The organism is Ruegeria sp. CDSA089 (assembly GCF_059612205.1).
Genome location: NZ_JBXWQD010000001.1, coordinates 619,479 through 637,468, shown reverse-complemented (window position 1 = coordinate 637,468; position 17,990 = coordinate 619,479). Strand labels below are relative to the sequence as shown.

General features: G+C 59.0%; 14 protein-coding genes and 1 pseudogene. 8 read left to right on the top strand and 7 right to left on the bottom strand.

The annotated features are described in order from the left end of the window. Nucleotides 1-100 precede the first annotated feature (100 nt). The 4 genes from AC2FJ6_RS03195 (at nt 101) to AC2FJ6_RS03180 (ending at nt 3,933) form a co-directional block, all read left to right on the top strand. Nucleotides 101-1,903 (top strand): PHA/PHB synthase family protein, encoded by a 1,803-nt coding sequence (locus AC2FJ6_RS03195; protein WP_170788887.1) that lies wholly within the window; start codon nt 101-103, stop codon nt 1,901-1,903. A 131-nt stretch (nt 1,904-2,034) separates the two neighbouring features. Next, nucleotides 2,035-2,481, top strand: coding sequence for a phasin family protein (locus AC2FJ6_RS03190; RefSeq protein ID WP_170770646.1), 447 nt, complete (start codon nt 2,035-2,037; stop codon nt 2,479-2,481). Nucleotides 2,482-2,615: 134 nt separating this feature from the next. Continuing rightward, complete coding sequence (gene phaR, locus AC2FJ6_RS03185; RefSeq protein ID WP_170770347.1) at nt 2,616-3,170, top strand: polyhydroxyalkanoate synthesis repressor PhaR; 555 nt, start codon at nt 2,616-2,618, stop codon at nt 3,168-3,170. Nucleotides 3,171-3,177: 7 nt separating this feature from the next. Next, a complete protein-coding gene (locus tag AC2FJ6_RS03180) occupies nt 3,178-3,933 on the top strand; it encodes a trypsin-like serine peptidase (RefSeq protein ID WP_170770349.1) in 756 nt (251 codons plus the stop codon). A gap of 3 nt (nt 3,934-3,936) precedes the next feature. Here AC2FJ6_RS03180 and AC2FJ6_RS03175 read toward each other — a convergent pair whose 3' ends face one another. Then, nucleotides 3,937-5,151: a DegT/DnrJ/EryC1/StrS family aminotransferase gene (locus AC2FJ6_RS03175; RefSeq protein ID WP_170770351.1), complete on the bottom strand. Its 1,215-nt coding sequence runs from the start codon at nt 5,149-5,151 to the stop codon at nt 3,937-3,939. Between the two features lie 214 nt (nt 5,152-5,365). Between AC2FJ6_RS03175 and AC2FJ6_RS03170 the strand changes: the two are divergent. Then, nucleotides 5,366-6,295, top strand: a pseudogene (locus AC2FJ6_RS03170) (formylglycine-generating enzyme family protein); the annotation flags it as partial. Nucleotides 6,296-6,337: 42 nt separating this feature from the next. Here AC2FJ6_RS03170 and AC2FJ6_RS03165 read toward each other — a convergent pair. The 6 genes from AC2FJ6_RS03165 to AC2FJ6_RS03140 all read right to left on the bottom strand — a co-directional run bounded on the left by AC2FJ6_RS03165 (nt 6,338) and on the right by AC2FJ6_RS03140 (nt 13,832). After that, entirely contained in the window at nt 6,338-7,642 is a 1,305-nt protein-coding gene (locus AC2FJ6_RS03165; RefSeq protein WP_480874438.1) for an NAD(P)/FAD-dependent oxidoreductase, read from the bottom strand. A 6-nt stretch (nt 7,643-7,648) separates the two neighbouring features. Further along, nucleotides 7,649-9,007 carry a glutamine synthetase family protein gene (locus AC2FJ6_RS03160; RefSeq protein ID WP_170770355.1) on the bottom strand — a complete coding sequence of 453 codons (1,359 nt, stop codon included), beginning with the start codon at nt 9,005-9,007 and terminating at the stop codon, nt 7,649-7,651. Further along, the gene (locus AC2FJ6_RS03155; protein WP_170770359.1) at nt 9,007-9,687 is read right to left on the bottom strand and encodes a type 1 glutamine amidotransferase; all 681 of its coding nucleotides are present in this window, start codon (nt 9,685-9,687) and stop codon (nt 9,007-9,009) included. Before AC2FJ6_RS03155 ends, AC2FJ6_RS03160 begins: the two co-directional genes overlap by 1 nt. Before the next feature lie 59 nt (nt 9,688-9,746). Next, nucleotides 9,747-11,066 (bottom strand): glutamine synthetase family protein, encoded by a 1,320-nt coding sequence (locus AC2FJ6_RS03150; RefSeq protein WP_170770648.1) that lies wholly within the window; start codon nt 11,064-11,066, stop codon nt 9,747-9,749. 111 nt (nt 11,067-11,177) lie between these two features. Next, nucleotides 11,178-13,364 carry a xanthine dehydrogenase family protein molybdopterin-binding subunit gene (locus AC2FJ6_RS03145; RefSeq protein WP_170770361.1) on the bottom strand — a complete coding sequence of 729 codons (2,187 nt, stop codon included), beginning with the start codon at nt 13,362-13,364 and terminating at the stop codon, nt 11,178-11,180. A 3-nt stretch (nt 13,365-13,367) separates the two neighbouring features. Further along, a complete protein-coding gene (locus AC2FJ6_RS03140; protein ID WP_170770363.1) occupies nt 13,368-13,832 on the bottom strand; it encodes a (2Fe-2S)-binding protein in 465 nt (154 codons plus the stop codon). Between the two features lie 141 nt (nt 13,833-13,973). Between AC2FJ6_RS03140 and AC2FJ6_RS03135 the strand changes: the two genes are divergently transcribed. From AC2FJ6_RS03135 to dusA, 3 genes are all read left to right on the top strand, one after another. Continuing rightward, a complete protein-coding gene (locus AC2FJ6_RS03135; protein ID WP_170770365.1) occupies nt 13,974-14,576 on the top strand; it encodes a TetR/AcrR family transcriptional regulator in 603 nt (200 codons plus the stop codon). 188 nt (nt 14,577-14,764) lie between these two features. Then, the gene (locus AC2FJ6_RS03130) at nt 14,765-16,822 is read left to right on the top strand and encodes an adenylate/guanylate cyclase domain-containing protein (RefSeq protein ID WP_170770367.1); all 2,058 of its coding nucleotides are present in this window, start codon (nt 14,765-14,767) and stop codon (nt 16,820-16,822) included. A gap of 164 nt (nt 16,823-16,986) precedes the next feature. Then, the gene (gene dusA, locus AC2FJ6_RS03125) at nt 16,987-17,982 is read left to right on the top strand and encodes a tRNA dihydrouridine(20/20a) synthase DusA (RefSeq protein WP_496668343.1); all 996 of its coding nucleotides are present in this window, start codon (nt 16,987-16,989) and stop codon (nt 17,980-17,982) included. The last annotated feature ends 8 nt before the right edge of the window (nt 17,983-17,990 follow it).

Here is a 17,990-nt window from a genome sequence, read left to right as displayed (position 1 = left end):
CCTGAGTGACAGCCCTAAACTTCGGACCATTCGTCGCTTTGCGCTGCGGCTGCCGCGACGTTATTCTGCATAGCAGCAAGATTACGGGGGAATTGTTAAAATGACAACAAGTGAAGACCAGGCGCAGGAATTGTCCGCAGAACATCTTGAACGGCTTAAAGAAAATATGAACAAAGTCGAAGAGCTGTCGAAGCGGCTGGTCGAGGTCATGGCCGGGAAGAAGGCGCATTCCCCCGCGTTGGACGGCCCGAATCAAGAGCTTTTCGCAAAAGCAGCAACGGCATATATGGCCGAGGCTTGGCAAAATCCCGCCAAGCTGTTGGAACACCAGATTGCCTATTGGAGCAAGTCTGTCATGAACTTTGCCGAAGCGCAGCAGGCGCTGACAACGGGCGAAGTTGAGGGGGCGGCACCAGTAGCCAAAGACAAACGTTTTGCCAATCCGCTTTGGGAGACTAACCCTTATTTCCGCTTCGTCCGCCAGCAATACCAGACAAATGCCGATGCGATTTCGGAAGCAGTGGCCTCGGTCGATGACATGGATGCCAAAGACAAGCAGCGTCTTCACTTTTTTTCGCAACAGATCATCAACATGATGTCTCCGACAAATTTTCTGGCCACAAACCCCGATGCGCTGGAAAAAGCGGTGGAGACTGAAGGTCAGTCGCTGATCAAAGGGCTGGAGAACCTTGTTTCCGATCTGGAGGCCAATGATGGCGAGATGGTTGTTCGACTGGCGGATGACAGCGCCTTTGAAGTGGGCGGCAATATCGCCACGACACCGGGAGAGGTGGTCTATCGCAACCGGTTGATGGAGCTGATCCAGTACAAACCGGCAACCGAGACAGTGCATGAAACGCCGATTGTCCTGTTCCCGCCCTGGATCAACAAATTCTACATTCTGGACCTCAAGGCCCAGAACAGCCTGATCAAATGGGTAACAGAGCAGGGCTACACCCTATTTGTCGTCAGTTGGGCAAATGCGAACGCGTCCCACGCCGAAATCGGCATGGGGGACTATATCGAAGAAGGTTACCTGACCGCGATCGAGCAGGTGAAGGGCATTTGCAAGGTCAAGCAAGTCAATGCGGTCGGCTATTGCATCGCGGGCACCACATTAAGCCTGACGCTTTCGCTGTTGAAGCAGCGCGGGGACAAGTCGATCAAATCGGCCACGTTCTTCACCACTCTGACCGATTTTGGCGAACAGGGAGAGTTCACCCCGTTTCTGCAAAACGACTTCGTCAACGGCATCGAAGACCAGATCGGCAAGGATGGCGTGCTGAAAGCCTGGGTCATCGGGCGAACCATGTCCTTCCTGCGCTCCAACGACCTGATCTACGGCCCCGCAATCCGCAGCTACATGATGGGCGAAACACCTCCGGCGTTTGATTTGCTGTACTGGAACGGAGATGGGGCCAACCTGCCGGGCCGCATGGCGGTCGAGTATTTGCGTGGGCTGTGTCAAAGCAATGATTTTGTCACGGACGGGTTTGAACTGCTGGGGCACAAGCTGCATATCCGGGATGTCGACGTGCCGTTAATGTCAATCACCTGCGAGACTGATCATATCGCGGCCTGGAAAGACTGTTACCGCGGCGTGCAGCAGATGGGGTCACGGTCGAAAACTTTTGTGGTGTCGGAATCGGGTCATATCGCAGGCATCGTGAATCCGCCCAGCAAAAAGAAATACGGGCATTATACCAACCCGGACATGCAGCTGGACGCTGACAGCTGGATGAAGGATGCCGATTTCCATGAAGGGTCCTGGTGGCCGCTTTGGGAAGCGTGGTTGAGAAAGCGGTCCGGCAAGCAGATTCCGGCGCGTGAGCCGGGCGATTCGAACCACCCGTCTCTATGTCCCGCGCCCGGTACCTATGTTTTGGCCAAAGCAACTGGTTGATTAATAATGGAATCCGAAGTTTTTTCTGCGTTGCAGCAAAAAAATCTTGCAATGCTGCGATGCAGCAATCATATTGTCCTCAAGCTGATGAAAACCGGGGCGGGCCCGGTTCGGCAAAAAGGATTTGGACAATGGCAAAGACCCCTGACTTCACCGCGACCCTGAAAGACATCATGGGCGCATTCCCCGTTGACACTTCCGCTCTGGAAGGTGCCTTCAAGTCGACCGCAACCCTGAACGAAAAACTGTCGGGTGTTGCTCTGGAAGCTGCAGAGAAATCGGCAGAAATCTCGAACAAATGGACCAAAGACACTCTGGCCAAACTGACCGAGATGTCGAAAGCAAAGGCAGAGCCTGCCGACTACGCAAAAGCCGCAACCGACTTCGCAAGCGCGTCGGCTGAAGTTGCCGCTGAAAACCTGGCTGCTTTCGCTGAAATCGCGAAAAAAGTTCAGAGCGAAACCGTCGAGCTTCTGATGGCTGCCGGTAAAGACGCTGCAGAAGACGCAACTGCTGCTGTCAAGAAAGCCACCAACGAGGTGACTGCTGCTGCCAAGAAAGCAACAGCTGCCAAGTAAGTAAGGCCGCGAGGCGCACCCATTCCTCCCATCTGGTGCAATCGCGTTGGGCAGGTCGAAAGACCTGCCCTTTCTTTTTGTTCTGCACTCGCATAATCTCTGCTGCAACGCATCATCCTTGGGGAGGGTTAACGGTGTCAGAACAAGAAAAACCGTTGCTGATCAAACGCTATGCCAGCCGTCGGCTGTATAACACTGAGACCAGTGACTATGTCACGCTGGAAGATATCGCGGTATTTATTCGCGACGGGCGTGAAGTGCAGATCATTGATCTGAAAACCGGGGACGACCTGACCCGGCAATATCTGCTGCAAATCATTGCGGAACATGAAAGCCGGGGCGAAAACGTGCTGCCGGTGAACGTGCTGAACGATCTGGTCCGCAGTTACATGCTGCCGGGAGGTGGAATGATGCCGCAGTTCTTGCAAAGCTCGTTCGATATGCTGCGCGAAAGCCAGTCCAAGATGATGGAAAACATGAACGCCATGAACCCGATGTCCCAGATGCCCGGGTTCGAGGCGATGCAGGCGCAGCAACAGGCTTTTCTGAAGGCGATGACCGGTGGATTGTCTGGCCAGTGGTCTGGCCCCGACAAGGAAGATGAGGCCAAATCCGAACCGAAAGAAGATCTGGACGACATCAAAAAGCAGCTTGCCGAGCTTCAGCAGAAACTATCCAAACTGAACTGAACCTGCCATGCGCTGGGTGCTGACGGGCGTTGTGCTGTGTTGGGCAACGCTCGTTTATGCGCAAGGGCAGTTTTCTGAGCCGTGGTCGCCGATCTGCACGCTTGGGTCTGCTGCGGATGATGGTTGCGCAGATATCCGTGCCCGCGAAATACTGGATGCGGCTGAACCGCCATGGCGCGCAATCGGACGAGTCAATTTTGCCAGCAGGGCCCAGCGATCTCATTGCACCGGCGTTTTGGTCGCGGATGATCTGGTTCTGACCGCCGCGCATTGCCTTTACAATGCCGCGCGTCAGCGCTGGATCCCGCCATCCAGTATCCGCTTTGCTGCTGGGTATCAGCGAGGGGAGGCCTCCGCGATCTCGACCGCCAAGCGCTATGTCCTGCCCGAAGGCCAAGGCACTGCATTCAATGACGGACCTGAACTGGATTGGGCGGTGCTTGAACTGGAGAACCCGATTGGCCGGACGTTGGGTTCTTTTCCTCTGACAGAGCAGGATATGTTGACCGGATCGGTCGCGGGTTATGCTGGGGTGCGGCCGCATGTCCTCAGCCGTGCGAACCCATGTCCGGTTGTTCGGCGGACTGATGCGCTGATGACCGCGCGTTGCCCTGTAATGATGGGGGATTCCGGCGCGCCCTTATTGATTGACACGCCATCGGGGCTGGCTGTGGCTGGTGTCTTATCGCGCGTCGCCGCAACCCCCGAAGGGATCGCGGTGCTGTTTGTGTCCAGTCGAGTTGTCTACGTACCCTCGCGCTGACGCTCAGGTGCCGAACGCCATCTCGGGGGCGGTGACCTCGCCCACTGAGGCCAGCAGAATGTCCGCGATCACGTCCAGCTCTTCCCGTGTCAGGCGGACGGGCAGGCGCACATCGCACGCTTTCATCAGCATCTCGCGTGTTTGGGGAAGATCGACCTGCTCGGGCAGAAACTGCCAGTTCCAGAAGGCGCGGGCGTTGTCCTCGCTCAGGCCAAAGACCTGAACTTTGACGCCACGCGCCTCAGAGGCTTCCGCAAAGGCCCGGATATCATCATCGCTCAGGTTCACCAGGTTGAACTGGATCGAATCCGGTGCACGTTGTTCCGGTGCAAGCGGGGCAGGGACGTTGATATAAGGCGAGGTGTTCAATCGGTCGGCCACGTAGTCGTGATTGGCGAGCCCGTCTTTGACGCGGCGCGCCAGCTCAGGGATCTGCGGCCGGATCACGGCGGCGCTGAGGTTGCTCATCCGCAAATTATACAGCGGCAATTGGTTCTGCCAGCGAGAAAAGGCTTGCTCCAATTCGGGCGAGTTGTCGCCATGCGGGGTTTTGTGTTTTTTCCAGTTATGCTCATACGCGCCCGACATGATCACGGCGCGGGCCACCAGATCGGCGTCATCGGTGATCAGGATACCACCTTCACCTGCGTTGATCATTTTGTAGGACTGGAATGAGAAACAGCCGACCTTGCCAATCGTGCCGATATTGCGCCCATGCCAGGTGGTGCCCAGCGAATGGGCTGCGTCCTCGATCACGGGAATATCGCGCGCATCGCACAGCGCCATGATCGCGTCCATGTCGGAGGTATGACCGCGCATATGGCTGATGATGACGGCCTGAACGCTGTCCAGCTTGGCCTCGAAATCGGCCATGTCGATGCGATAATTCTCGCCCACTTCGCACAAAACCGGAATGCAATCCGCATGGACGACCGAGGACGGCACGGCCGCAAAGGTAAATCCGGGGATCAGCACCTGCGCATCCCGCGGCAGGCCCAACGCCTTGAGCGACAGGAACAAAGCGGCCGAGCAGGACGATACGGCCAGCGCATATTTCGTGCCCAAGAGGGCCGCGAATTCGCTTTCCAGCAGCGCAACAGGCGCGTCTTGCGGCGCGGTATAGCGGAACAGGTCGCCCGACTGCATCAGGGCGTTGATGGCCTCACGCGCGGCGGCAGGGATGGGTTCGGCGTCATGAACGTTAGGAGGAAGCGTCATATTTGATTTTCCCAAATTCTATCTTTGGAAAAGATAAAGCTAAAAGAATTTCAATCCAAGCCCCTACGTGAACATGCTGCGAAATTTCACCGAACTGTTGTATTTGAGGGCAATTGCACCCCGACCGCCGGATTGTGCCTTGCATCCTTAGGGGAATCCGGGTGGCAATGGGACAATCTACACATTGCATTTCACGGTCCGGATTGTTGCCATCATGCTTGCTAGGCTTGCTTTTTCACTGTCCATTCTCGCTCTGCCAGTTCATGCGCAATACGTCCTGTCCGACGGAACCGAAGTCGCGCCGCTTGAGATGTTTCAGGAATGCGCCGTCTGCCCCGAGATGATCGTGTTGCCGTTGGGAGAGTTCCTGATGGGTGCGCCACCGGGAGAATCCAAGCGCAACTTCCATTGGGACAAAAAGGGATTTCGCCTTGCGACACCGGAAGAGCCCTACATTGCCCATCACGAAGGGCCGGTTCACCCGGTAATGATCGACATGCCCATCGCAATGGGGCGCAACGCGGTGACGCATGACCAGTGGATGGCATGCGTCAATGACGGAGGTTGCGGGGGGCATATCCCGCGTGCTTGCACACCGCGCATCGATGGGCCGTGCATAGACATTCGTGGTAATTACCCGGTCGTCGATGTGTCATATCTGGACGGGCTTGCACATACAAAATGGCTCAACCAGAAAGTGGGGGCCGAAGTTTATCGCCTGCCAACCGAGGCAGAGTGGGAATACGCGGCCCGCGCTGGGACGCAGACGCCCTTTGCTCAGGGTGAGGAAGTCACCACCGATCAGGTCAACTTCCACGGCAAGCCGACCGAAGAGATGCTGGGTGTGAAGCGCCCTGATCTGGCGCGGCGAGGCCATCCGGTTCGAGTAGATGAGCTCGACGCCGCAAATGCGTGGGGATTCCGGCATATGTCAGGGAATGTAGCCGAGAGAACAATGTCTTGTTGGAGTGACAGGCACAAAACTTGGAACTCGTCCAGCTTGTACCTCGAAATGTCTGCTTCGACGAATTGTGACAAGAGAGTTGGCCGTGGTGGAACGTACTGGACGGCAATGGATTTCTCGCGCGTTGCCACGCGTGGTCCAATTCGAGCGGACGCCAGATCGCAATCTAGCGGTTTTCGTGTGTTGAGACAGTTTACGCCGCCGCGTTTGGCTACTTTTCAATCAAACTCCCAACCGATCCCGCAACGCAAACCACGTCATCGCCAGCACCAGCAGGGGGTTGCGCAGGGCGGGGCCTCCGGGGAAGGGCAGGGCGGGGACGCGGGCCATGGTGTCGAACCCTTCGGCTTGGCCTTGGATGGCCAGCGCCATCAACTGTCCCGCATGGGTTGCCGTGCCAACCCCATGGCCGGAATAGCCCGAGGCGGACAGGATATTGGGCGCAACCCGCGTCAGATACGGCATCCGCCGCATGGTGATCGCCAGTGTGCCGCCCCAGGCATAGTCGATCTTGACGTCGCGCAGATGCGGGAAAATCTCTGTCATCGGTTTGCGGACTTTGGCGGCGATGTCCGCCGGGAAGCGATAGCCATAGCTTTCGCCGCCACCAAACAGCAGCCGGTTATCGGCGCTGAGGCGGAAGTAGTTCACCACGAATTTCGTATCGGCCACCGCCACGTCTCGGGTCAAAACACGGGCGGCATCGGTGCCTAGCGGTTCCGTGGCAGCAATGAAATTGTTGATCGGCATGACCCGCGCGGCGACCTTGCTGTTCAGGCCTCCCAGATATCCGTTACAGGCCAGAACGACGTGATCGGCCGTGACCTTGCCTTGCGCGGTGTGGACTATGGCGGGTGCGGTTTCCTCGACCCCCGTCACCTCGGTGCCCTCATAAATCCGCACGCCTGCCTTGGCCGCTACCTGCGCCAGACCCAAAGCGTAGTTAAGCGGATGTAGATGCGCGGCACCCATGTCCAGATAGCCTCCGCGATAGGCGGGCGAGGGGCACAGACCGTGGCCCGCGCCTTCGTCCAGCAGTTCCATCTGGTCATAGCCATAGCGGTCGGACAAATGCGCCGCGTGGTCGTGCAATTCCTGCTGTTCTCCAGCGGACAGGCCCAGAACGGCGACGCCCGGTTTCAGATCGCAGTCAATCTGGTACTTGGCAATCAGCGATTTGACCAGCGCCTTCGCGTCCTCTGCCAGGTCCCACAGCTTGGCGGCGTCGTCATCGCCAACCAACCGCTCAAGGTCTTCCTGATCCATCCGCTGCGCGCTGCCCAATTGCCCGCCATTGCGGCCTGATGCGCCAAAGCCCACGCGATGCGCCTCAAGCAGCACCACGCTGAACCCGGCCTCGGCCAGATGCAGCGCGGCGGACAGGCCGGTATAGCCGCCGCCGACCACACAGACGTCGGCTTTTTCGTCGCCCGCAAGAACAGGAAAGCGGTCAATCGAATTGGCCGTAGCCGCGTACCAGCTGGCCGGGTATTCAGCCTTACGGTCGTTGGAATAAAGCAGGTTCATCGCGGATCAGACATTCATCAGCAGATGCTCACGCTCCCACGGAGAGATGACCTGCAGGAACTCTTCATACTCGGCGCGTTTGACGATGCCATAGACGCGGGCAAACTCGGGGCCGAGCACCTCGTGCAGGGCGGTCGCCTCATCAAACAGGTCCAGCGCGTTGCCCATGACCTGAGGGATATCGCCTTCGCCTTCGTAAGCGTCGCCATAAAACTGACGGCGTGGGCGTTCCTGTTGGACCAAGCCCAGATAGCCACAGGCCAGTGACAGCGCGATGCCCAGATAGGGGTTGCAGTCCATCCCGGCGATGCGGTTTTCGACCCGGCGCGCCTCGGGCCCCGACAGCGGTACGCGGATGCCGGTGGTGCGGTTGTCGCGCGCCCATTCCAGATTGATCGGCGCGGCGTGATCTTTCACATAGCGGCGATACGAGTTCACATAGGGCGCCATCACAGCCAGACCTGATGGCAGGTGGTTCTGCAACCCGGCGATGAAGTGATAGAATGCGTCCGTTTCACCCCCTTGCGGGCCCGAGAAAATGTTCTGCCCGGTCTCCATGTCGATGATCGAATGATGGATATGCATGGCCGAACCCGGCTCATCCACGATCGGTTTCGCCATGAAAGTAGCAAAACAGTTGTGGCGCAACGCCGCCTCGCGGATCAGGCGTTTGAAATAGAACACCTCATCGGCCAGCTTCACGGGATTGCCGTGGCGCAGGTTGATCTCCAGCTGGCCCGCTCCGCCTTCTTGGGTGATGCCGTCAATCTCGAACCCTTGGTGTTCGGCGAAATCATAGATGTCGTCGATCACTGGTCCGAACTCGTCCACGGCTGTCATCGAGTACGCCTGCCGCGCCGCCGCCGGACGGCCCGAGCGGCCCATCATCGGCTTGATTTCCTGCGCTGGGTCCACATTGGGGGCGACCAGAAAGAACTCCATCTCGGGCGCGACGACGGGTTTCCAGCCTTTGTCGTGATACAGTTGCACCACGCGTTTCAGCACATTGCGCGGGCTGAACGGGATCGGGTTGTCGTCACGGTCATAAGCGTCATGGATCACTTGCAACGTCCAGTCGCCCGTCCACGGTGCAGCGGATGCGGTCGTGAAATCAGGCTTCAGGATCATGTCCCGTTCGATAAACCCATCCTCACCCGCGGCCTCACCCCAATCACCGGTGATGGTCTGGTAAAAGATGCTGTCTGGCAGGTGGAAGTAGGATTGCTTGGCGAATTTCGAGGCGGGCACTGCCTTGCCGCGCGCGATGCCGGGCAGGTCCGAGATGATGCATTCGACCTCATCCAGTCGGTGGCCGTCGAAATAGCTGCGGGCTGCCTGCGGCAGTTGGTCTGTCCAGTCGGCCATCAGGCCCTCTCTTTCTTCAAAAACTCCGCCATGAATTGCCCGATCTTGGGGTTGTCGTCATTGGCAGGCAGGCGGTTTGTGGCCGCTTGCATCAATTCGTCAGGCACAAGGCCCTTGCCGCGTGTCTCAATCAGGCCCTGGATAAAGCTGTCACCATATTCGGGGTGGGCCTGTATGGTCCAGATCGTGTCGCCATAAGCCACCATGGCGTTGCGACAGAAATCGTTGGTACCGGTGACGCGCGCGCCGTCGGGTAGGGCGACGACCTGATCCTGATGCCACGCATTCAAGGTAACTGTCTGGCCATCAAGGTCATAGTCGGTGCGCCCAACGGCCCAGCCGCCCTGAAACTTCTCGACCTTGCCGCCCAGTGCCTGAGCGATAATCTGATGCCCGAAACACACCCCTATCAACGGCTGGCCACGGTCCCGGATGGCCCGGATCAGGTCTTCAAGCGAGGGTATCCAGGGATGGTCCTCGTAGGCGCCATGGCGCGAGCCGGTGATGACCCAGCCCTCAGCCGCATCCGTGCTGGCGGGAAACTCTCCATCAACGACGTTGTAGGTTTCGAACGTGAACCCGTTCCCCCCAAGCAAGGCACGGAACATGCCGTCATAGGTGCCGAACTCACCGTACAGTTCGTCCGGGGGGTGGCCGGTTACAAGGATGCCGATTTTCATGAGTCACCAAATTTGATCAAATTCATTCTAACGAACCCAAAGGGGCCGGGCAAGGGGGGTCAGACGGCCTCGACGTAGCTTAGCCAGTGCTCTTCGGGGGGACGCTCGGCGAAGCGTCGGATTTCCTGCCGTTTGGTCATCGCCAGAAAGCGGATCAAATCAGCAGGGAAGATGCGCGCCACTTTGGGGTCGGATTCGAAGGTAGTGATCGCGGCCTCCCAATCGCCCGCCAGTTGGGGCAGGCCACCGATTTCATAGGCGTTGCCGGTGATCGGGGCGGGCGGCTGAGCTGCGTCCTCGATCCCGTTCATCGCGGCACCCAGAACGGCGGCCAGCATCAGGTAGGGGTTGATGTCGCCACCGGCCACGCGATGTTCAATCCGGCGGGCGGCAGGGGCACCGCCGGGAATGCGCAGGGCAGCGGTGCGGTTCTCGTAAGCCCAACTTGCACCGGTGGGCGCGTGGGCACCGGGCACGAGTCGGGTGTAGGAATTGCCGTGCGGCGCAAAGATCAGCGTGCTACCGGGCATCGCTGACAGACACCCTGCAACTGCGTGGCGCAGCGTGTCCGTCCCCTCGGGGCCGCCATTGTCAAAGACGTTCCGACCGGCCTGATCCACGACCGAGAAATGCACATGCATCCCGTTGCCCGCATCATCAGCATAGGGTTTGGACATGAACGTTGCGGTAAACCCGTGCTTGCGGGCAAGTCCGCGCGTCAATACCTTGAAAAGCAATGTATCGTCGGCGCAACGCATCGCATCCTGATGGTTCAGGTTAATTTCGAACTGGCCGATGCCGCTTTCAGAAATGGCGGTCTGGGCGGGGATGCCCATCGCGGCGCAGCCATCGTAAAGCTCGGTGAAAAAGGCATCGAACGCGTCCATCTCGGCCATGGACAGAACAGCCTCATCCACCAGCCTGCGCCCGGTAATGGGGTTCAACGGCGGTTGTGGCTGCGCGCCCGAGGAATCGAGCAGAGTGAATTCCAGCTCGGTCGCCGCGATTACCGACCAGCCGCGCTGGGTATAACGGTCCAGCACAGCGCTCAGCGCGTGGCGGGGGTCTCCGGTGAAGGGGGTGCCGTGGTCGTCGTACAGACACATGGGCACCAGTGCGGTCTCCACCTCAAGCCAGGGCATCGGGACCGCGCCGCGATCGGTGGGCAGCAGCACACCATCGGCATCACCAGTTTCAAACACCAGCGGACTGCCGTCAATATCCGCGCCCCACAGATCCACATTCAGCGCCGAGAACGGCATCCGCACGGAGCCTTTGTTCAGCTTGTCGGAATACGAGGGCGGCACGCGTTTGCCCCGCAACTGACCGTTTAGGTCACAGGCTGCAACGCGAAAACTGTGCAAGGCGCTCAGGTCCATTGGGGGCTCCATCATTGTGGTTCCCCCGAGGTTTAGTCGACACGGCGCGCCTTGTCACGAAATTTGATCAAATTAACCCCGCGCCGAGTTCTTGCGGCGCGGGGCAGGGGGTCAGGCGAAGCTGACTCCGTTTTCAGCCATTGGATGTTCGGCCACCAGAACGCCTGACATCGCGTGGATCGCATTGGCCAGCGCCGGTGCGGACGGGGGCGTTCCGGGCTCGCCCACGCCAGTCGGCGCTTCGGCGGACGGCACGATATGCACGTCAATGGCGGCGATATCACTGATGCGCAGCGGCTCGTAATCCGGGAAGTTAGACTGATCGACCGCCCCGCTGGTCAGGGTGATCTGGTCGCGCATCACATGGCCGATACCATAGCCGATGCCGCCTTCCATCTGCGCCTTGACCACATCGGGGTTCACGGCAATGCCGCAATCCACGGCACATGTGACCTTTTCGATCTTGATGCCGTCTTCCGGATCGCCCGAGATTTCAACGACCTCGGCCGCATAAGACCCAAAGGATTTATGCACCGCGATTCCTTGCGAACGGCCAGCAGGCGCATTGCCCCAGCCCGCTTTTTCAGCGGCCAGTTTCAAAACGGCGGCCTTGCGCTGCTGATCGGGGTTGGCGCTGTCGGACAGATGGGCCAGACGGAACTCAACCGGGTCACGACCTGCGGCTTCGGCCACTAGGTCCATCATGGTTTCCATCGCATAGGCTGTATGGGTATGACCCACCGAGCGCCACCACAAAACCGTTGTCGCCTTGGGTGTGTCGGTCAGGCCAACGGCCATTCCAGGAATGGCATATGGGCTGTCAGCCACACCTTCGACCGAGCTGTGATCGACGCCGTCATGCACCAGAACGGCCTCGAACGCGGTGCCTTTTATCACCGATTGCCCGGCGATCTGATGTTGCCAGCCAACGATATTACCGTCCGTATCCAGACCCACACGGACTTTATGGCCAAAGGCGGGGCGATAGTAACCGCTGCGAATGTCATCCTCTCGCGTCCAGACCAGTTTCACTGGGCGCGAGCGATCGGTGACCACAAAGGCCAGCGCGGCTTCGACCTGATAGTCCGCATCGGGCGTGGCGCGACGGCCAAAGGAACCACCAGCCAGCATGGTCTTGATGTGGATCTTCTCGGGTGGCAGTTGGAATATCTGCTGATAGGCCATATGCGGGCCCGTCGGCATCTGTGCGCCGTCGTGCAGGACGATGTCACCCTCAGCAGTTTGTTCGATGGTGCAGTTCAACGGCTCCATCGGTGCGTGGGCCAGCAGTGGGAAGTAGAAGGTCTTTTCGACCACCTTATCCGCGCCGTCGATGGCTGCCGAAAACGCTCCAATATCCGCCTTGTTCACGTTGTAGGTGGGTTCAGCATCCAGCGCGGCCATGATCTCGGACCTGATCTGATCCGAGTCGCGGGTCTCGGCCCCCGACATGTCCCAATCGACCGCAAGCGCGTCACGCGCCTGGATCGCGGCCCAGGTGTTTTCGGCATAGACCGCAACGCCCGCCTGATTGGGCAGAACAGCGGCACTGATATAGCCTTTGACCTCTTTTGATGCGCTGTCATCAAAGCCAAGTGCGATTCCGCCCTTGGATTCAGGACGCTTGATCATCGCGACCATTTGGTTCGGCAGATGCACATCCATCGCATACATCGCTTGACCGTTGCCCTTGATAGCCGAGTCCTTGCGGCGCACGGCTGCGTTGCCGATCAGGCGGAACTCGGACGGGTCTTTCAGGCGTGGCTCGGCCGGCGCTTCTAGCTGAGCAGCGGCTGCCACGAACTCCGCAATCGGAGCGGACTTGTCACCGGCCTTGACGATGCCTTCTTCGATGGTAATGCCCGACGCATCCACGCCCCAGATTTGGGCGGCGGCGTTGATCAGCATCTCGCGTGCGGCAGCGCCTGCCTGACGATATTGCAGCCAGGAATTCGCCATCGCGGTCGACCCGCCGGTGCCCTGGAAGGGACCGAACAGAAGGTTGTTATAGACATTCGGGTCCGACGGCGCGAATTCATATTCGATCTGATCCATGGTCAGGCCGATTTCCTCGGCGATCAGCGTCGGCAGGCCGGTGGCCGGGCCTTGACCCTTTTCAAAATGCTTCACGATGGCCGTCACTGTGCCATCAGCATCGATTTTCACGAAGGGGTTGAACTGAGCGGTCTCGGACGAGGCCGCCGCCAGCGCGCCATCGGGGCGGGCGCCGACCAGCAGCACGGCACCGGCAGCAGCGGCGCCTTTCAGAAACCCACGGCGAGAGGTGTTGATGGTCATGGATCAGGCCTCCAGAATCTCGGACGCGCGCTGGACGCCGGCGCGGATGCGTTGATAGGTGGCACAGCGACAGGCGTTGCCATACATGTATTCGTCAATTTCCTCGGCCGAGGGCTTGGGGTTTTCGGACAGCAACCCGACAGCTGACATCACTTGGCCAGACTGGCAATAGCCGCACTGAACCACGTCCAGTTCGACCCAGGCCTGCTGGACTGCGGCACCGATCTTGTCGTCGCCGACGGCCTCGATCGTCGTGATCTCAGCATCTTCGACATCTTCGATGTAAGTTTGGCACGAGCGCACGGGCTCGCCATTCAGATGCACGGTGCACGCACCGCAGGACGCGACGCCGCAGCCGAATTTGGTTCCGGTCAGCTTCAATTCATCCCGGATCACCCACAGAAGGGGCGTGCCGGGTTCGGCATCGACCGAGTGGGTCTGGCCGTTCAGTTTCAAGGTCAGTGACATGAGGGGGATACTCCATGTTGGGCTGGTTACCTGAATTGGTAAACTTGCGGGTTTACAATAGGTGACGCTCCCATCAGTGTAAACCCATGCGTTTACCTAGTGTTTGACCTTGCTCTGTCAATGGGCTTATAGCTTGCAGATATGAACGACATCAGCGCGCCGAATGCGGCCAAACACGCTCAGATCATCGAAGCTGCCGTCGCCGAGTTCCAGGAAAAGGGGTTCGCGGCGGCCAGTATGGACCGTGTGTCTGCTCGCGCCGAAGTGTCCAAGCGCACATTGTACAAGTATTTCGAAAGCAAAGAAAATTTGTTCCGGTCTATCGTGGTGGAGCTGTCGAACCGGTTCGCCGGTGTGCTGGATATCCGCTATGAAAAGGGCCGCGATATCCGCGAGCAACTGACTGAACTGGCTTGGGCCGAAGGGCGTATTCTGATGCTGCCCGAGGTGATGGCAATGTCGCGTATGGTGATCAGCGAAGTTTTGCGCAGCCCCGAACTTGCGGCGGCAGCGCAGGGCAAACTGGACAAGACCTCGGTGTTCATTCGGATGTTGCGGGACGCGTCAGAGGACGGCCAGTTGCAAATCGACGACCCCGACGCCGCCGGGCAGGAGTTCATCGGATTGATCAAGGCGCGGGCGTTCTGGCCGATGGTGTTCACCGGCAGTGTCCTGAGCGAGGCCGAAATGACCGACACGATCAACAGCAGCGTTGAGATGATCCTGAGCCGCTATGGCCAGTGATCCACAGCGCGGTTGCGGCGTGGCAATCCTGCGCGGGTGTTTCTACCTCTGCTTGCAGGTTTGCCGATGACGCGTGATGACGCATCTTTAACACTTGCGTGAGATTTTCGCGCAAAATCAAAGTAAGCTTTGCTTCTTTTCCGTTCTGAACGGAATACTGTGTCAAACGTTACTTTTTCGGAGCGTTCATGCGACTTAGCGTCGGCATCGCTGTCTCAATCCTGGTTGCCTTCTCGATCGGCGTCTCGACGTTTGTGGTCCATTCCTTGTGGTGGACGACGGCGCGCGATAACAGCCGCATGCTGGCTGCAGAAATCAACACGCAGATCGCCAATACCGTGCGTACTGAGGTGGGCGCGACGCTGGGCTCGGCCGAGGCCGCCTGGGCGGCGGTGCGTACGATCTTTGTGCAAAACGTTATTGAGACCCGTCAGGCCGATAAGCGCGAATTCGTGTTTCTGTCGCAATTGCAGGCACAGCCCAACATCTCGTGGATTTTCTTTGGCTGGCCGGACGGCAATTTCTTTGCCTCGCATCGTCTGGGTGATGGTGGGCTTGAGATGGTCGAAATTGACGACCAAATCCACGACCGCATGTTGCGCAAGGACCAGTATATTTTCATCCCCGGCGACATTCAGTTTGAGGCGCGCACCTTTTCGGAGACCACTTATGACCCCCGTGACCACGCGTGGTTTGGGAATTTCATGGGGCTGAACTCTCAGGGGTGGATCGAAGCACGTGATTTGCCGGGCAGCAACAAAACCGTTTACGCGTTTGCTGGACCTGTCGATGTGAACCGCAGACGCGAAGGTGTCTTGGCCGTCGCGATCGAAACGGACCGGCTTTCGCGCTTTCTGGCCACTTTGAACCCCGGTGAATTCGGGGCGGCCTTTATTCTGGATGCGGATGGCAAGGTCATTGCGGTTCCTGATCAAGAAGCGGATGAGGTGACGCCTGCGCGGATGGGCGAAGGCGAACTTTACGAAGTTGCCATGATCTCGGGCGAACAGCTTTTAGGCGGCTCCAAGGCCAAAGCGGCGGGCAGCCAGAACCAGAGGGTGGTGATCGACGGGGTTCCCTACGCGGTCGCACTGACCCCGCTGGGGTTTTATGGCTGGCGGGTGGCCACGGTGATCCCGGAATCTGCGTTCTTGTCAGGCATCGACAAGACGCTGATCAACCTGCTGTATATTCTTATCGTCGTGGTGACTTTGGCCATCGGGTCGACGATCTGGCTGGCACGCAGCATTGTGGCCAAACCGCTGGCGCGCATCGCCGAAGACCTAAACAAAATCGAACGGTTTGACGTCGAAGAGATCTCGCGCAGGCCCTCAAAGCTGTCCGAACTGGCCAATCTGTCTGCTGCAACTGCGAGCATGGCGGCCGGTTTGTCGGCTTTTCGCAAATATGTCCCGACCGATCTGGTGCGCATGCTGGTTGCCGAGGGCATCAAATCGCAACCGGGTGGGGACATCAAACGGATCTCAGTCCTGTTTTGCGATGTGACCGGCTTCACTGGGCTGTCCGAAAAGCTGGGTCCGCGCATCGTACAATTGATGGAGCCGTTTTTCAGCGCGGCATCTACCGCGATTACTCGCCATGACGGCACCATCGACAAGTTCATGGGGGATGCGGTAATGGCGTTCTGGGGCGCTCCGCGTACCGATGCCGATCACGCCGAAAATGCTTGCCGCGCCGCGTTGGACCTGATCGCCGCTGTCGATGAGGCCGGTATCGTGGACGACGCTGGGCACCCCCTGCGTGTGCGCATCGGTTTGAACAGCGGTGAAGCTCTGGTGGGCAATATCGGCTCAGAGCAGCGGCTCAACTATACGGCCATCGGTGATGTGGTGAATGTGGCCAGCCGATTGGAAGGGGCGAACCGGTCTTTTGGCACTTTGATCCTGATCGGCCCCGAAACGCGGCACGAGGCGGGCGATGCGATTGTCGTGCGAGAACTGGACACACTGACCCTCTTTGGGCGGGATCAGGAGCTGGTGGTCTATGAACTGATCGGCATGCGCGATGGGCGCGACGCCTCTGACGACTGGATTGTGGCCTACGAACAGGGGCTGGCACATTACCGCTCCAAACGGTTCGAGCAGGCGATTGCAGCGTTTGAGGCGGCAGATCAACTGCGTGGCGGCGACCCCGCGTCGGTTGTCATGAAAACCCGAGCGCATGAGTTGCTGAGCGCCCCTTTGCCCAAGGGGTGGCGCGCTGTGACCCATACGGAAAAGTACTGACGCGCTTTTCGCCTGTTGACCGGCCTTGATCGAATGCGGCCGCGTTTCGTCGCCTGCTGCTGTTCGTTTCGAGCGTATGTGATAAAGGGTGCCGCACTCGAATCGGCAATTCGGCACCAAATGTTTTGTAAAGGTGCCTTTCTTGAGCGTGTAAGGCGAACCTGGTGACGAACGAAATACGAAATGCAGCGCGCCTGAGCGTGGCCCCCATGATGGATTGGACAGACCGCCATTGCCGGTATCTGCACCGTCTGCTGAGCGCCGAGACCCTGCTTTACACCGAGATGGTCACGGCCCCCGCTTTGGTACGCGGCGGGGCGCTGCATCTGTTGGACTATAGCCCACAGGAACATCCCGTAGCGCTTCAACTGGGTGGGTCGGACCCCGCCGAACTGGCGAAAGCCGCGCGTCTGGGGGGCGAGGTCGGGTACGATGAGATCAATCTGAACTGCGGCTGCCCGTCGGACCGCGTGCAATCGGGCACATTCGGCGCGGTGCTGATGAAAGACCCGGCCCGCGTGGCCGAATGCGTGGCCGCTATGCGCGAGGCGGTCGATGTCGAGGTCACGGTCAAATGCCGGATCGGCGTTGATGATCAAGACCCGGAGCAGGTTCTGCCCGCCTTTCTTCAGGCCATCCGAGCGGCAGGGTGCGAACGCGTCACCATTCATGCGCGCAAGGCGTGGCTGCAGGGGCTCAGCCCCAAGGAAAACCGCGATATCCCGCCGCTCGATTATGATTTGGTGCACCGGATGAAGACGCAGTTCAGCGATATGCATGTGTCGATCAATGGCGGCATCATCTCGCTGAAACAGGCGCAAGAGCATCTGGATCAAGGGCTGGATGGTGTCATGATCGGCCGAGCTGCCTATCACCAGCCCGCCGATATTCTGGCAGAGGCGGACCCGCTGTTCTACGGAGTCGGGCAGGCCGCCGATCCGATCGATGTGGTCAAAAAAATCGTGCCATATGTCGAGCAGCACCTTGCCGCGGGGGGGCGTTTGCATCAGATCACCCGCCATATGCTGGGTCTGTTCGCTGGGCGTCCCGGCGCGCGTGCCTGGCGACGGGCCTTGTCCGAAGGGGCCGTGCAGGACGGGGCAGGGCCTGAGGTCATGTTGCAGGCGCTCGACCGCGTTGCGCCTTTGACTGACGCGTGAGAATTCAA

Excerpts from the sequence above, each read along its gene's own strand:
- AC2FJ6_RS03165 (WP_480874438.1), bottom strand. The coding sequence starts at position 7,642 with ATGAACCTGCTTTATTCCAACGACCGTAAGGCTGAATACCCGGCCAGC.
- AC2FJ6_RS03150 (WP_170770648.1), bottom strand. The coding sequence starts at position 11,066 with ATGGACCTGAGCGCCTTGCACAGTTTTCGCGTTGCAGCCTGTGACCTA.
- AC2FJ6_RS03155 (WP_170770359.1), bottom strand. The coding sequence starts at position 9,687 with ATGAAAATCGGCATCCTTGTAACCGGCCACCCCCCGGACGAACTGTAC.
- AC2FJ6_RS03195 (WP_170788887.1), top strand. The coding sequence starts at position 101 with ATGACAACAAGTGAAGACCAGGCGCAGGAATTGTCCGCAGAACATCTT.
- AC2FJ6_RS03175 (WP_170770351.1), bottom strand. The coding sequence starts at position 5,151 with ATGACGCTTCCTCCTAACGTTCATGACGCCGAACCCATCCCTGCCGCC.
- AC2FJ6_RS03135 (WP_170770365.1), top strand. The coding sequence starts at position 13,974 with ATGAACGACATCAGCGCGCCGAATGCGGCCAAACACGCTCAGATCATC.
- AC2FJ6_RS03145 (WP_170770361.1), bottom strand. The coding sequence starts at position 13,364 with ATGACCATCAACACCTCTCGCCGTGGGTTTCTGAAAGGCGCCGCTGCT.
- AC2FJ6_RS03160 (WP_170770355.1), bottom strand. The coding sequence starts at position 9,007 with ATGGCCGACTGGACAGACCAACTGCCGCAGGCAGCCCGCAGCTATTTC.
- AC2FJ6_RS03190 (WP_170770646.1), top strand. The coding sequence starts at position 2,035 with ATGGCAAAGACCCCTGACTTCACCGCGACCCTGAAAGACATCATGGGC.
- AC2FJ6_RS03130 (WP_170770367.1), top strand. The coding sequence starts at position 14,765 with ATGCGACTTAGCGTCGGCATCGCTGTCTCAATCCTGGTTGCCTTCTCG.
- AC2FJ6_RS03140 (WP_170770363.1), bottom strand. The coding sequence starts at position 13,832 with ATGTCACTGACCTTGAAACTGAACGGCCAGACCCACTCGGTCGATGCC.
- AC2FJ6_RS03180 (WP_170770349.1), top strand. The coding sequence starts at position 3,178 with ATGCGCTGGGTGCTGACGGGCGTTGTGCTGTGTTGGGCAACGCTCGTT.